At 36.8% G+C, this 15,778-nt stretch carries 13 protein-coding genes, 1 pseudogene and 1 other annotated feature; of the genes and pseudogenes, 13 read left to right on the forward strand and 1 reads right to left on the reverse strand.

The window, feature by feature from the left end:
- The 9 genes and pseudogenes from AC2CGN_RS08330 to AC2CGN_RS08370 all read left to right on the forward strand — a co-directional run bounded on the left by AC2CGN_RS08330 (nucleotide 1) and on the right by AC2CGN_RS08370 (nucleotide 11,360).
- On the forward strand, nucleotides 1-162 hold the full coding sequence (locus AC2CGN_RS08330; RefSeq protein ID WP_484513284.1) for a hypothetical protein: 162 nt from the start codon (nucleotides 1-3) through the stop codon (nucleotides 160-162).
- Nucleotides 163-351: 189 nt separating this feature from the next.
- Nucleotides 352-1,710, forward strand: coding sequence for a TraB/GumN family protein (locus AC2CGN_RS08335; protein WP_484513286.1), 1,359 nt, complete (start codon nucleotides 352-354; stop codon nucleotides 1,708-1,710).
- 432 nt (nucleotides 1,711-2,142) lie between these two features.
- Nucleotides 2,143-2,408 (forward strand): annotated as a pseudogene (locus AC2CGN_RS08340) (transposase); the annotation flags it as partial.
- 973 nt (nucleotides 2,409-3,381) lie between these two features.
- Complete coding sequence (locus AC2CGN_RS08345; RefSeq protein WP_313373096.1) at nucleotides 3,382-3,828, forward strand: SRPBCC family protein; 447 nt, start codon at nucleotides 3,382-3,384, stop codon at nucleotides 3,826-3,828.
- A 168-nt stretch (nucleotides 3,829-3,996) separates the two neighbouring features.
- Entirely contained in the window at nucleotides 3,997-4,689 is a 693-nt protein-coding gene (locus AC2CGN_RS08350) for a valyl-tRNA synthetase (protein WP_313373095.1), read from the forward strand.
- A gap of 282 nt (nucleotides 4,690-4,971) precedes the next feature.
- Nucleotides 4,972-5,236 (forward strand) — a binding site (T-box leader).
- A gap of 121 nt (nucleotides 5,237-5,357) precedes the next feature.
- Nucleotides 5,358-8,003 carry a valine--tRNA ligase gene (locus AC2CGN_RS08355; RefSeq protein ID WP_484513289.1) on the forward strand — a complete coding sequence of 882 codons (2,646 nt, stop codon included), beginning with the start codon at nucleotides 5,358-5,360 and terminating at the stop codon, nucleotides 8,001-8,003.
- A 238-nt stretch (nucleotides 8,004-8,241) separates the two neighbouring features.
- Complete coding sequence (locus tag AC2CGN_RS08360; protein WP_429985784.1) at nucleotides 8,242-8,640, forward strand: hypothetical protein; 399 nt, start codon at nucleotides 8,242-8,244, stop codon at nucleotides 8,638-8,640.
- A gap of 177 nt (nucleotides 8,641-8,817) precedes the next feature.
- On the forward strand, nucleotides 8,818-10,110 hold the full coding sequence (locus tag AC2CGN_RS08365; RefSeq protein ID WP_484513291.1) for a bifunctional folylpolyglutamate synthase/dihydrofolate synthase: 1,293 nt from the start codon (nucleotides 8,818-8,820) through the stop codon (nucleotides 10,108-10,110).
- On the forward strand, nucleotides 10,107-11,360 hold the full coding sequence (locus tag AC2CGN_RS08370) for a bifunctional folylpolyglutamate synthase/dihydrofolate synthase (RefSeq protein ID WP_484513293.1): 1,254 nt from the start codon (nucleotides 10,107-10,109) through the stop codon (nucleotides 11,358-11,360). Before AC2CGN_RS08365 ends, AC2CGN_RS08370 begins: the two co-directional genes overlap by 4 nt.
- Nucleotides 11,361-11,503: 143 nt before the next feature.
- On the opposite strand, the gene AC2CGN_RS08375 is transcribed toward AC2CGN_RS08370, so the two are convergent.
- The gene (locus AC2CGN_RS08375; RefSeq protein WP_484513295.1) at nucleotides 11,504-11,932 is read right to left on the reverse strand and encodes an SRPBCC domain-containing protein; all 429 of its coding nucleotides are present in this window, start codon (nucleotides 11,930-11,932) and stop codon (nucleotides 11,504-11,506) included.
- Between the two features lie 252 nt (nucleotides 11,933-12,184).
- Between AC2CGN_RS08375 and AC2CGN_RS08380 the strand changes: the two genes are divergently transcribed.
- From AC2CGN_RS08380 to AC2CGN_RS08395, 4 genes are all read left to right on the forward strand, one after another.
- Entirely contained in the window at nucleotides 12,185-12,829 is a 645-nt protein-coding gene (locus AC2CGN_RS08380) for a hypothetical protein (protein WP_313373089.1), read from the forward strand.
- A gap of 88 nt (nucleotides 12,830-12,917) precedes the next feature.
- Nucleotides 12,918-13,511: a Maf family protein gene (locus AC2CGN_RS08385; RefSeq protein WP_484513297.1), complete on the forward strand. Its 594-nt coding sequence runs from the start codon at nucleotides 12,918-12,920 to the stop codon at nucleotides 13,509-13,511.
- 34 nt (nucleotides 13,512-13,545) lie between these two features.
- Nucleotides 13,546-14,217 (forward strand): RadC family protein, encoded by a 672-nt coding sequence (gene radC / locus AC2CGN_RS08390; protein ID WP_313373152.1) that lies wholly within the window; start codon nucleotides 13,546-13,548, stop codon nucleotides 14,215-14,217.
- A 531-nt stretch (nucleotides 14,218-14,748) separates the two neighbouring features.
- Nucleotides 14,749-15,768 (forward strand): rod shape-determining protein, encoded by a 1,020-nt coding sequence (locus AC2CGN_RS08395; protein WP_283868926.1) that lies wholly within the window; start codon nucleotides 14,749-14,751, stop codon nucleotides 15,766-15,768.
- Nucleotides 15,769-15,778 lie beyond the last annotated feature (10 nt).

The raw sequence follows: 15,778 nt of genomic DNA on the forward strand, positions 1-15,778 counted from the left end.
ATGCTGTTTAAAATTGGTGTTCGATATGAAGTGTTATCAAAATCTATTTATAAAGAAATATTCTTAGTATTCCTATTCCCTGCGATAGTTGGTATTGTACATGTACTGATTGGCATGAACCTTTTTTCAACTATTTTAGCCGAACCTTATTTCCGTATTTAAGAGGCTATTAAATTGATAAATATCATAATTTGTTGAGTTCAAATATTTCTTGAACTCGTTTAATGAAAGTGTTAGTCTCATATTAAATACAGAATTGTAGATATTTTGTTTTTTAAGAATATATTGGTTATTACGGTGGGATTTTTAAGCGGTATTGATTCAAAGTATGAGCAAGGGAGAGAAGAGAATATGATGAATAGGTTAATGAAACGTGCGAGTGCTGTGCTGCTTGGCGTTTCATTGATGCTGACAATGGTTATGCCAGTGATCCATGCGAAGGAGCAATCACCACCCCTAGCACCATCGATTAGTGATTGGGCTAAAGAAACATTAAACCAAGGTGAAAAGTACGGAATTTATCCAACCCAATGGTATTATGAAGGCTTCCTTCAAGAAATCCCGGTGGAAAAGGTAAACGAATTGCTGGTATTAACGGAAAAGAAAATTGCCTCACTGGGTTTAACAGAGAATAAACAGTATAAGCCTGTAAGTGTGAAGAACGATAATACACGCGGTGATATTGTAAAGCGCTTGTATAATATCATAGCGCGCTATGATTTACCTGTTGGCAAAGATGCTATTAAATTTATGCAAGAGCATAACATATTACAAGGTTCTTCAAACGGACTGCAGTTAGAGAAAAAGGCAACGACGCAACAGGCTGTTATACTAGCCGTTCGATTCATTAAGAATATATATGCGTTTGCAGGTCAAGGTTCAAAGGGGGTAGCTTGGGTTGTAGAGGATGAGGATACAGTTGTGTATTTACTGGGATCCATTCATCTTGGTACACCTGATTTATATCCGTTAAATAAAAACTTAGTGACGGCATTCAATGAAGCGGATGCTCTGGTAGTAGAGGCAAATAATCTGGATACGGAAGGGTCTAAATACTTTACAGAAAAAACAATATATGCAGACAATTCAAAACTGAAAGATACTGTTACACCAGAAACATTTGCAAAGCTTGAGCACGTCGCAAAGCTTTATAGTCTCCCGATGGAACATCTGACATTGCTAAAGCCTTGGTATCTAGCTAATATATTTTCAGTGCAGGCAATGAGTGATTCTTTTGATATGACACCAGAAGACATGGGAATTCATGGTATTGATTTATACTTTATATTGAATGCACGTCTGCAGCAAAAGCCAGTGATTGAATTAGAAGGTATAAAGGCACAAACTGATATGTTTGAAGGGTTATCGCCAGAAGCTCAGGAGCAATACTTAGTCTCTGCCTTGGATAGCATCATCGATCCTTCTAAAAATCAATCCAAAATCCATCAAGAAATGTTAACAAGTTGGAAGAATGGGGACGTTGAAACCCTCGCAAAAAGTTTCCAAGCGACAGTAGAAGAACAGTCAGAGTTTAATAAAATGCTATTAGGTTTACGAGATGAACAAATGGCAAAAAAAATCATGAATTTGCTTAAAAATAAGGAAGGTACGTACTTTGTTGTTGTTGGTTCAGGACACTTAGTAACAGAGAAAACCATTCGCTATCATTTGGAGAAAAACGGGTACGATGTGAAGCCATTTTATCAATAAGTAAATAGTATCCGAAGAGAAAAAGCTGCCATTTATTTTTCAATGCAGTTAAGAGATAACTTAAGTAATAGACTTATATTAAAAGTGGGAAGTTCAGGTACATCTGAGATTGCGCTAGGAGAAAAAGGTTGAGTACTTATTAGGGACATCTTGTTGCAAAACTATCTGGTGAACCAAACTTAATTTATGTTCAAGTTCTGTTTATATCTAGTAGTGAAATTCTGAATGTTAGTCAACTTATAAAGAAATGATTACTTAAAGAAGATGGTATTTAACACCATCTTCTTTATTTTGGCCATATTTAACCTTCTGGATAGGCTACACTAAGTTAGACAGTTTCTATAAGGGCTGTACACTATAATTACTAACCTAAAGGAGCGTGTTTTCATGTCACGTTAACGTCGAGCTTTTACAGCCGATTTTAAACTTCAAATAGTGAAGCTATATGAAAATGGTAAATCTCGTGCAGATATTGTGAGAGAGTATGATATTACACCATCTGCACTGGATCGTTGGATAAAAAACCATCAAGAGACTGGTTCATTTAAGGCAGAAGATAACCGTTCACAGGAAGAAAATGAACTAGTAGAGCTACGTAAAGAGGTACAACGACTGCGAATGGAGAACGATATCTTAAAGCAAGCAGTGCTGATCATGGGACGAAAATAGATGTGATTCGTCACAACGCTCACAAATATTAGGTATCAGCAGATGTTTTTTGTGCGAAAGCGAAGCGACAGCAACAATGTACGACGTCCTGCAAATTCCAAGAAGTTCATATTACTACCACTTAAAAATACGCGAAGACGATGAACGACAAGCACAAGAAGTTGATTTACAAGAGGCTATTTATGTCATCTTCAAAAAAGACTTCATAACCACCTAATAAAGGAAGAAAAAGTATGTAAATTAATTTGTTGATAATCAAATTTTTCAACTTCTAAAAACTCAAAATATAGCTTCAGATGATATGTGTAAGATTTAATGGTTTTTCTGCTCTTCCTATATTGAAAAGATATTTCATGGCTGGAATAACGGGTTCTCCCTCTCGATTTAGTAGCATATATCTTTTGCCCTCGTCTTAGCCAATTTCTATTACCTTCATTTTCTTCCTCCGTTTCATTAAAAACTAAAAGAACTATAAAAATCACATCCACATATAGTATTTAACCATAAAAAAAGAACAGTAAGCTAACGTAGAAAACGTTAACTACTGCTCGTAATTATAGGCTATATAAAATGGTCGCTATAAGCTTTTCTACGCTTATAGTTTCTATACTTGCATTGTCATTTATTTTTTCACAAAAAAAGTAAACCGCCTCTGCCTCGCAAGCTGTGAGTAGGTTTACTTCTTCTCATTGCAAATCGCCTTTGAAGCGATTCGTCTTATTTATTTTATACACATCTTCACTTTGAATTATAACACGGCGAAGATTTATACTCAATTAAGAAGAATAGACATTTTTAAATAAGTTGAAGTTTCTGCATTCTTAATTAGATAAAATACAGAATGACTTGAATCATCGAAATGTAATGATTTAGGGATTTTACCTAAAAAATTTTTGTTGGGTGAAGGACCTGATTTTATAAAAATTATATCTTTCAGCATAGTCAATTTTACGCGAAATCGTTTATAATATAGCTATTCATAAAAGAAAGTAGTGAATTAATATGGCAACAGGCACACATATAGTCGAAGTACCCGTAGGAATTGATCACGTATGGGATTTCGTCAGCGATATGGAAAAATGGGCAAAACTTGTCCCAGGTTATAGCGCACATGAAATGATTGATGACAAACATTCAACATGGACTTTTAAAGGAAATGTTGGGGTTCTGAAAAAAACAGTTCAAGTTGAAATTACTATTTTAGAATGGGTAGCCCCTAGTAAAGTAACATTTGAATTAAAAGGTCTTTCTGATAATTTTACAGGAAACGGATATTTCCTTGCTGAAAGCATCGATGCAGAAAATACAAAAATGACAGGCTTTTTAGAAGTGGTAGCGGGTGGATTAGCAGGTCCAGTGTTAAATCCAATCTTTAAGCCAATTGTACCAAAAGCAACACAAATGCTAACAGATCGTGTAGCAAATAAAATTAAATTGGTACATGTATAATTTCATTTATTAGTAAAATGGCATACTAGGATTTTTTCCTAGTATGCCATTTTTGGGGAAAAGCAAGAATCATTTTTCTTTCTGTCTCAATTTTTCAATAGCATACCGAACTCTCTTGCTTCATATGATGCAAGGGGAGGGATTATTATCGAACACAAAACTTGGAATATGCGTGAAACTTTCTGTTTTCCTGGATACGGCTGCCCAACAGAAATAGCAGCTGTGCAAATTAAGCCACAGTGGCAGACAATGCAATTAGAAGATTCATTGCGATTAATGGGTATTTATCACATTACAGCACATGTTCGCTTTGATTTCCAAGATATGCAGGCTTTTAATGATAAAGAAGAATTAATAAAAATTGATGCGCTCGATATTCAAGGAGATACTGGTTATTTTGAATATGCAGTCCCATTACATGTAGATTTACCTAAAGATTCAGCTCTTGAGGACTTAATGGTAAAAGATGTTCGACCAACACTTACTAACCAAATGTGTCAGCTTGAATGGACTGTTACAAGTATTTTTAATGAGCAAGAACTGGTCTTAGAAAATGCTTCTGCTTTCGACCAACAATCGACTACTGTCAAAGCTGAAAAAGCAATGTTTGTAGAAGAAACAGCACCGCTAAAGCAACATGCAACTGTTTTAGCCCCAATAGAAGAGCAGGCTGTAGTGAATGTTGCTTCAGCAAAGCTTGATAAACTTGAAGCGAGTGAACAAAAAACTGTATTAAGAGAATCTTCAAGTCATATTGTGGTTCGTGAGTCCAGTTCATGGCAGGAAGTACCTTCGATGATCTGGGATTTAGAAGAAGGCTATACACCGCTAAAAGTTCGTGTTTCAAATGATATCATTTAAGAGTAAATAGCATAGAAGTATTAGGAGCAATAAAAAGATGAAGTCTCCAGATGTTGGTACAATGATTACTCGTATAAATTGAAATGCACAAATTGGCACAATTATTGTTCTACAATAAAAGCGGAATTGTCTAAGCCAAGGTGGTAAAAAACAGGGATTATATTTACGTCGTCGCATTTAAATATCACTTCCTTTTCTATTTACTTTATTGTGAACACTAAAAATGACTAAATCACTTGAAAGATTGCACGATTTTGCGGTACAATGTGTAAAAATATTGATATAGATGCTATGACAGGGAAGAGTAAATTATTCATACATTTTCAGAGAGGAAACGGTAGCTGAAAAGTTTCTATTTGTACCTAATTGAACGTAGCCCTCGAGCAGCTTTAGTGAACTAACAGTAGTTAAAGCCGGTTAAACACCGTTACCGAATTAAGAGCCAGTAGTAAAAAGGCTTAAGTAGTGCTATTTCTATTCATAACACTTACTTTCCTCTGCTGGAATTAAAGGTGGTACCGCGAACTAAAACTCCTTCGTCCTTTTTGACGTTAGGAGTTTTTTTATTTTCAATTAATCTTCAGATGAATGTCTTTTGAACATGCGTCATGGAATAGTTGAAGCTTTTCGATGTTTGCACAAGATAACACACAACAGGAGGATTCAAAATGACAGAAAACATTTCAATGCCAACTAAATATGATCCACAGTCCATTGAAGCTGGTCGCTATGAATGGTGGTTACAAGGGAAGTTTTTCGAGGCACAGCCAGAAAGTGGGAAAAAACCCTATTCAATCGTTATTCCACCACCGAACGTAACAGGTAAATTACACTTAGGTCATGCTTGGGATACGACATTACAAGATATTTTAACGCGTATGAAACGTATGCAAGGATACGATGCGCTTTGGTTACCTGGTATGGACCATGCAGGTATCGCAACACAAGCAAAAGTTGAAGCAAAACTACGAGAGGATAATATTACACGTTATGATTTAGGCCGTGAAAAATTCCTCGAAAAAACATGGGAGTGGAAAGAAGAATATGCTAATCATATTCGTGATCAATGGGCAAAGCTTGGTCTTGGATTAGACTACTCGCGTGAGCGCTTCACTCTTGATAAAGGTCTTTCAGATGCTGTTAAAACGGTTTTTGTTGAATTATATGAAAAGGGCTTAATCTATCGTGGTGAACGTATTATTAACTGGGACCCTGCAGCGAAAACAGCTTTATCAGATATTGAAGTTATCTATCAAGATGTTCAAGGTGCGTTCTACCATATGAAATATCCACTAGCAGATGGCTCAGGGCATGTGGAAGTTGCCACGACACGTCCTGAAACGATGCTTGGTGACTCAGGAGTAGCTGTTCATCCAAATGATGAGCGTTATAAGCATCTAATCGGTAAAACCGTTATTTTACCAATCGTTGGTCGTGAAATTCCTATTGTAGCCGATGATTACGTAGATATGGAATTTGGTACTGGGGTAGTAAAAATGACACCAGCCCATGATCCGAACGACTTTGAGGTTGGAAATCGTCACAATTTAGAGCGCATTCTTGTAATGAATGAAGATGGCACAATGAATGAGCTTGCTGGTAAATATAACGGTATGGATCGTTTTGAATGCCGTAAGCAAATTGTTGCTGATTTACAAGAAGCAGGTGTGTTAATTCGAATCGAAGAGCATATGCATTCAGTGGGACATTCTGAACGTTCTGGTGCCGTTGTAGAGCCGTACCTATCAGCGCAATGGTTCGTTAAAATGCAAACACTTGCTGATGCTTCACTAGAGCTTCAAAAGGATGAAGAAGGTAAAGTAAACTTTGTACCAGCTCGTTTTGAAAACACATACTCTCGCTGGATGGAAAATATTCGTGATTGGTGTATCTCTCGTCAATTATGGTGGGGCCATCAAATTCCAGCTTGGTATCATAATGAAACAGGTGAAATATACGTAGGTAAAGAAGCACCAACTGATGTAGAAAATTGGACTCAAGATGAAGATGTTTTAGATACATGGTTTTCTTCTGCGCTTTGGCCATTCTCAACAATGGGCTGGCCAGACGAGACAAATGAAGAATATAAACGTTACTACCCAACAAGTACATTAGTAACTGGCTATGATATTATTTTCTTCTGGGTATCTCGCATGATTTTCCAAGGTCTTGAGTTTACAGATCAGCGTCCATTCAAAGATGTGTTAATTCACGGCTTAGTACGTGATGGTGAAGGACGTAAAATGAGTAAATCGCTTGGCAATGGTGTTGATCCGATGGATGTTATTGAGAAATACGGTGCTGATTCTTTACGTTACTTCTTAGCAACTGGATCATCTCCTGGTCAGGATTTACGTTATACTACAGAAAAGGTTGAAGCGGTTTGGAACTTTGCGAATAAGATTTGGAATGCCTCTCGTTTTGCGCTTATGAATATGGATGGTATGACATATGAAGAAATCGACTTAACTGGTGAAAAGTCAGTTGCCGATAAATGGATTCTAACTCGCTTAAATGAAACAATTGAGCGTGTAACATCCTTGGCAGAACGCTACGAATTTGGTGAAGTGGGTCGTGAGCTTTATAATTTCATTTGGGATGATTTCTGTTCATGGTATATTGAAATGGCTAAATTACCTTTATATGGTGATGATGAAACAGCTAAGAAAACAACTCGTTCTATTTTAGCTTACGTATTAGATCAAACAATGCGTTTATTACACCCATTCATGCCATTCATTACAGAAGAAATTTGGCAACACCTACCACATGAAGGTGAATCTATTACTGTGGCAGCATGGCCAACTGTACGTATGGATCTTCAATTTGCTGAAGAAGCAGATAACATGAAGCTCCTAATGGATATTATACGTTCAGTTCGTAATATTCGTGCGGAAGTTAATACACCAATGAGCAAAAAAGTACCTTTATTCATCTCAACAAAAGATGCAGCAACTGTAGCTGTCCTTGATGCAAATAAAGCGTATTTAGAAAAATTCTGTAATCCAGAATCATTAACGATTGGTGAAGGCTTAGAGGCTCCAGGTCAATCAATGACAGCTGTGGTAACTGGTGCAGAGCTATTCCTACCACTTGTTGGGCTTATTAATATAGAAGAAGAGGTTGCTCGCCTTGAAAAAGAATTAGAAAAATGGGCAAAAGAAGTGAAGCTTGTATCTGGTAAATTATCGAATGAGAAGTTCGTGTCAAAGGCTCCTGAAGCATTAGTGAATGCAGAACGTGAAAAATTAGCTGACTATGAGAGTAAACATGCGGCTGTATTAAAACGTTTAGAAGAGTTGAAAAATATGTAAGAAAGAAACAGTGGATGGCAATAAAGTCATTCACTGTTTTTCTTTTTATGGAGCTAAAGATATGTATTGTATTAGGGAAAAATGTATAGTAATATTTTAAATAATTAGTATAATAGGTGAAGTATCTATTATAATTTTATGGGTATAAAAAACTAGTAAGTTATGCAAATGTTATTTAATATATGACTGTTCATTGGAATGGTCTTTTTTAGGGTGGTAAATTGAATGGAGGCAAAGTATGGCAGGAAATATTACTACAATTATTACAAAAATCAATAAGGCTTGTGATGATTTAGATTTTGTTAGTGCAAGAGTATTGATTGAGACAAATCTTCTGAAATTATCAGAGGCAAAACAGTATCGTTTATTGAATTCAAATGGTCGCGTACTTATAAAACATGTACTAGCAAATAGTAAGGAAGCGACATCAGAAAATAAATTAACAAGAAACGACTTATTAACTATAAAAAAAATTAATGAGTATTGCTCGAATTTTGATATTTCTATGCTAAAAAGGACTTTAAAAAGCTCCTTTGATTTAGTGCAAAGAGATGATATCCTTCCATTGTTAAACAATGATGCTAAAATTATATTAGATAATATGGGAGCCCTACTTGATGTACACCAGCATCAATAACTCGATACGAAATTGCTTAAAAACACACAGAACCTCACTTATTCAAGTGCCTTTCTGTGTGTTTTTAATGTTGATAAAAGAGTGGTTAGCTGGGAGGAGCATTTTTTACGAAATGTATGCGCATTAGGCAGTACTTGTACTAAAATAGAGATATTGTAGTAAGAGGGAGTGTTTCTTTTGTTTAAAACAATGAAAGAGTGTACAGATTTTATTTTTACATTAAAAGCAGTTGACCATAAACGTGCTCCGCTTGTCCTGATGCGAGAGGTGCTTACACTTTTAGAGAATCCTCAGGACAGATTTCGCGCTATTCATTTGGCAGGCTCAAATGGGAAGGGCTCCACTGTAAATGCGTTAAGAGAAATTTTGCAACATGCTGGCTATAAGGTGGGTGCTTTTACTTCACCACATTTAGAGCGAGTGAATGAACGCATGACGATTAATGGCATTCCGATTGCGGATAAGGATTTTTTACTTTATATGAATAGAATAGCCGAGCAGATTCATTTACATTATAAAGGTGAGTTTCCAAGCTTTTTTGAAGTTATCACATTAATAATGTTCCTATATTTTGCAGATCAGGCTGTAGACATTGCCCTTGTTGAAACAGGACTTGGAGGACGCTTAGATGCTACAAATGTCATTACACCTGAGCTTTCAATTATTACTACCATTTCATTAGAGCACACTGCTTTTTTAGGCGATACCTTATCGAAAGTAGCATTTGAAAAGGCAGGGATCATTAAAGAGGGTATACCGGTTATAGTGGGCGTTAAAAATGAAGAGGCTCTTTCAGTTATTCAGCAAGTTGCAGAAGAACGTCATGCACCATGCTTTGTGTTAGGGAAGGATTTTAATGTTGCAAAAAAAATGCAAGGTACTAATTTGCAGCATTTTCACTACAAAAAAGCAAATACTGAGATGAAAGATGTTCCGTTAAAGATGGCAGGATCTCATCAGGTCAATAATGCGAGCCTTGCCATCACTGCTATCTTAACATTAAGAGAGAAGCAAGTATTTAACATTTCTGACGAGTCAATACGTCAGGCCTTGGCAAATGCTCAGTGGGCAGGTCGTTTTGAGCAATTGCAAAGCAATATTGTATTAGACGGTGCCCATAATTCTGAAGGCACAGCTGCGCTTATTCAAACCCTTAAAGAGGTTTATCCAAATCAAAACTATCGCTTTATTTATGCCGCCTTATCAGATAAAGATCATGCGAACAGCATTGCCCTGATGGATCAAATAGCTGCATCAATATCCTTTACACAAATAGATTTACCCAATGCCATGCCTGCTGAAAAATTAGCAAGGCTCTCTACGAATAGGGTGAAGGAGTTTCATAGTGATTGGAAGGAAATGGTGCGAAAAGTGTTACATCAAAGAGATGAGAAGGACATTGTAATTATTACAGGTTCACTGTATTTTATTGCTGAAGTACGACAATGGCTTCAGGAGGGAGAACGATGATTCCTAATTTGAATCGGTATAAAGAAAAATGGAACGTTAAGAGTGATGATATTATTAAACCTGGTCTTGCTGCCATTGAGGAAGCATTAGTGCGAGTTGGTCATCCAGAAAACGGATTGCAAGTTGTCCATTTAGCAGGGACGAATGGTAAAGGCTCAACGCTTACATTTCTTGAGTCGTTAGCGAAGGAGCATGGCCTACGTGTAGGTAAATTTATGTCCCCCTGCATTGTCGATGTCCATGACCAAATTCAAGTGGAGGGTCAAGCAATTACTGGAGCAGAGATGGACCAATTATTCCAACAAATGCAGGCAGCTGGACTTAGTGAAAAATTAACGGACTTTGAACTCTTGACAGTTGCAGCATTTTTACATTTTGCTGCTAGTGATGTCGATATCGCTCTCATTGAAGCAGGGATGGGAGGCTTACTTGATAGCACAAATGTAGTGACACCGATTGTATCAATTATTCCAAGTATTGCTTTAGAACATACAAAATTTTTAGGTAATACCATTGAAAGCATCACCCATCATAAAGCTGGCATCATAAAACCATATAAACCTGTCATTATCGGTGATTTACCACAGGAGGCAAAGGATATTATCTATAAGGAGGCTCGAGAAAAACAGTCAGCTGTCCTCGAACTTAACCAGCAATTTTCTGTTGGACAAGAAAAGGATGGAGAGACATATGAATATGATAAACAGAGCTTCCATCTATCAAAGCTAACTCGGACGATGAAGGGAGCACATCAGGCAAATAATATGGCTTTAGCTATAACAGCCTTTCTTGAAGTGGCAACTGCACTTAATATAAAGGTAATTAAAAGCGCATTTAAAAAGGGAGTGAAAGAGGCAACCATTTTAGGGCGCTTTGAAGAAATTTTGCCTCATGTAATTTTAGACGGTGCCCATAATCCAGCGAGTGTTGAAAAATTAATTGAAACGATAAAAAGTGAATTTCCCGATGAACAAATTGCTTTGGTAATTGGCATACTTGCAGATAAAGATGTTCCACAAATATTGCAGCTTTTTGAGCAGATAAGTGATCATTTTTATTTTGTTGATTTTAATAACTCTCGTGCAATGGGTGCTCAGAAGATGCTAGAACTATCTGGCGCACCCTATAAAGAAGTTTTAGTGGACTATGCCTCATTTTTACAACATCAGTCTGAAAGAAAGCTAAGGACGATTGTAACAGGATCTTTATATTTATTAACAGAAGTACGGAATAGATTAAAAAGTATTTAGTAGTTTCAGTACCCATTTTTTATGGGTACTGATTTCACTTTATGGATTAGAAGATGATGAAATAATGTTAGAAAAGCACCAGAAATCAACATTACAAAAATTGATTTCAGACTTAAGTAGTATAAAATTCCAAGCAAATATTTTTAGCTAGATTTATTCTTCATCGCTCGCTCACCTATTTTTTCTAGGATAGTTTCCCAGTATATTTTCATTTCTTCTCTAACATACTGATCTGATAGCTTTTCTTGATGAAAGCTAATCGTTGTTTTATTGTCTGCTTTTGATAGAATGCGAATTTGAACTGTTGATGGGCGCCCCCATCCTTCCTTTTGCCATGTCAGACGAAGCTGCTGTAGCGGTTTAACAATCCGAATTTCTCCTGACCCCAAAGTGGTCGTGTAAGTCTGACCTGGAATAAGAGAAATACCAGTGCTTTCCCCCAGCCATAGATTTAATCCATCTGATGAAGTGAGAAGGCTCCAAGCATCCTCCTGAGAGATAGAAAATGATCTTCTTACACCAACTTGAAAGCCAACTGCTTTTGTTTGCCCAATAATTCTATCGTTAGTCATCCTAATTTCACTCCAATAGTGTTTATTTTGTCTATAAATTGTTATTCAATTTCTCCGTCATGATTTCCTTTTCTATTTAGTAAAATAGAGTGTTTTTGAGGACGAAAATAGTTGGTTTTTAAGGCGTATCTTCTTTAAAACTACTACATCAAAATGTAGTAAATTAGCATTTACAGCTACTTTTTTACATATACTTATATCAAATTGTCGTTGAAAGCAGACCGAGAAGTTAGAGGAAGAGGTGATGGATGCATGAAAATTGTCAGTCAGGTGATGAAAAAACAAATATTTAGAGCAATGCTAATTGGAGGAATAGTCGGGCTTTTTGGTGTAGCAATTTTTCTAGGTATTCTTCAGGCAAGTACTCAATTATCTTTAAAAAATGATAGTAACGAGGTAGCAAGCAGCAATAATAAAGATACAGACACTGAAACGATTCCGACAGCGGGAGGTGCCACAAAGTCATCCATGTTTTTTGCGAGTCAAGCAGGGGTTTATTCAAATTATGAAAGTGCCAGCTCCTTTGTCTCCGAGCACCCTTCATTAAAAGAAAGTGCTATTGTTGAAGTGGATGGGAAATTTTATGTTTGGACGAGCATGGTAACAGATGAAAGTCAGTTAACATTTTTGGAAGATCCTGCCACTTTTAAAAAAGCATTTAACGTAAGCAGTGATAGCTGTAAGGAGGCAACTATTGCAGAGCTTCCATCCGTGCTAGCTGATAAAAATGCAACAAAATTAAATTTTAAGGAAAATTCAAAGGATTCTACACTTCCTGCTGATTGGCAATCGATTGGAGCTGCAGCCTCTTCTATTTCTAATGATGTCAGCATTATTCGCCTACAGGTTTTTGCCCATTACAAATCGAAAAATGCCTGTCTTCAAGTAAAATTTTAGTATGAAATCGGCATTATCTTGATTATTAGAAAATTTTCAAATACAAATTTCTCCGTTATGATAGCTAATAAGGAGGAATGGTTAAGTCATGTTTAAAACAAATCATAACCTTGTACTTGCTTCTGCTTCACCAAGACGAAAAGAATTACTAGCTATGTTATCACTTCCTTTTGACATAATTACGAGTGAAGTAGAAGAGACAAGTGTTCAGGCAACAACGATGCGCGATTATGTGAAAGGTGTAGCTCTATTGAAAGCACGGGATGTCGCAAAAAAGGTTCCAAGTGCAACTATCATTGGTGCAGATACGATTGTTGTTTTTGATGAAGAGCTACTGCATAAACCAAAAACCCGTGAGGAAGCAATTTCCCATTTAATTCGTTTATCAGGCAAACATCATGCGGTCATGACAGCTGTTGCCATAATCGAGCCTAATGGTAATGAAACCGTGTTTGTTGAAGAAACTACCGTTGTCTTTCATCATTTATCACAGGAGCTAATCGAAGTATATGTAGATTCGGGAGATCCATTTGACAAAGCAGGTGGTTATGGGATTCAAACGGCTGGAACCCTTTTAGTGAAGAGAATTGAAGGAGATTATAACAATGTTGTCGGCTTACCACTTGCATCGTTGTTTACGCAAATGGTAGCACTCGATATAATCCAATTTGCGAAGGAGTGAGGCTTTATTGCCGAATGATGTTTTACTTAGTATGATGATACGAGACGTGAATATTGAAGATCGTCCACGTGAGAGATTATTGCGGCAAGGTGCGATGAGTTTATCGAATCAGGAACTACTAGCTATTTTACTTCGGACAGGCACTAAAGAGGAGTCTGTTCTTGTTCTAGCAAATCGTGTATTAAGTGTATTTGAGCGTTTACACCATTTAAAGCATGCAACTATTGAAGAAATGGTTGCGATTAAAGGAATAGGCGAAGTAAAAGCTATTCAATTATTAGCAGCCATTGAGCTCGGTAGGCGTCTTGCCCAGAAACAAAGTGAAGAAAAGTATACGATTCGATCCCCGCAGGATGCTGCTGCCTATTTAATGCCCGATATGACCTCCCTAAGCCAGGAACATTTCGTTACTCTTTTCTTAAATGTAAAAAATCAAATTATTCATAAGCAAACGATTTTTATAGGCAGCTTAAATGCTTCAATTGTCCATCCAAGAGAAATTTTTCGCGAGGCTGTAAAAAGATCAGCAGCTTCTATTATTTGTGCACATAATCATCCCAGCGGAGTACCAACACCTAGTACAGAGGATATTGAAGTGACAAAAAGATTAATAGAAGCCGGTTATATTATGGGCATTGAATTAATTGATCATGTCATTATAGGCGATCATCAGTTTATAAGTTTAAAAGAAAAAGGTTATTTTTAACTCTGCATTTATTGCAGAGTTTTTAATGTATTTATTAGTTTACATAAAATGATACCCATGGATGATGAGTCTTTTGTATTAAAAATAAATAATTTGTATTTTTTTGCGATATACTTGCAAAAGCAAGCGAACCTTTTTTTAGATAATACGTTATTGTATTCGTAGAAATATCTATCATATTCACAAAAATTGGTAGCCAAATACACGTTGTCTTATAACCATAAAAATTATATTCTAATCTATACGTACTATTTTAAGTTTACGAGGGAATTAAAATAGTATCTTTTCCGCAAGAAGAGGCATGTGGCACTACAAATTCTTGCGTTTTTCCGTTATAATGAAAGGTATGATTTTATCTTCATTCAGTAGAAGACTCTCACCTCTTTAGTTGGTGAGAACAATAAGCATGTCATTTTTTCAGTGCGTGTTAAACACTAGCTGGATGAAGGTAAAGCCTCTGAATGCAAATACAGACAGAGGTATAATGGATGTCAACGAAAGTATGGCTTAAATAGAAAGGGAGTACACAATTTGTTTGGACTAGGAAGCAAAGATGTCGGGATTGACCTCGGCACAGCGAATACATTAGTGTTTATTAAAGGAAAGGGCATCGTTTTACGAGAGCCTTCAGTCGTAGCAAAAAATACAAAAACAGGAGACATCGTTGCGGTTGGTAATGATGCGAAAAATATGATTGGTCGTACACCTGGCTCAATCGTAGCAATCCGTCCAATGAAAGACGGCGTTATTGCTGATTTTGATATAACTACAGCAATGATTGAATACTATTTAAAAGAAGCGTCGAAAAATTCTGGTGGCAATTGGAAGAAGCCAAATGTCATGATATGTGTGCCTTATGGGATTACATCTGTTGAGCAACGTGCCGTTATCGATGCTGCTCGTCAAGCAGGTGCTAAGGAAGCTTTTACAATTGAAGAGCCATTTGCAGCAGCTATCGGTTCGAACTTACCAGTTTGGGATCCTACAGGGTCAATGGTTGTAGATATCGGTGGTGGTACAACAGAAGTTGCGGTTATTTCATTAGGTGGTATTGTAACAAGTGAATCTGTCCGTGTTGGTGGGGATGCGATGGATCAATCTATTATTTCGTATATTCGTAAATCCTATAACCTAACAATTGGTGAGCGTACTGCGGAAGCTGTAAAGATGGAAATTGGCACAGCATTAGCAGAAGGTTCAGAAGAAAAAATGGATATTCGAGGACGAGATTTGCTAACCGGTTTACCAAAAACAATTGAAATTTCATCTAAGGAAATTTCTGAGTCTTTACGTGAAGCAGTATCATCAATTATTGATGGTGTTCGAAAAACATTAGAGCAAACACCTCCTGAATTATCCGCAGACGTAATGGAACGCGGCATAGTGCTGACAGGCGGGGGTGCGCTTTTAACGAATTTAGACAAAGTGATTAGCCAAGAAACAAATATGCCAGTCTTTATTGCGGAAGATCCGCTTGACTGTGTAGCTATTGGTACAGGTAAGGCGCTAGACCATATTGATTTAATTCGTCAACAACAAGTGAAAGGGTAAGGAGGTTTAG

The sequence above is a fragment of the Lysinibacillus sp. DFXJR4 genome, assembly GCF_057196045.1.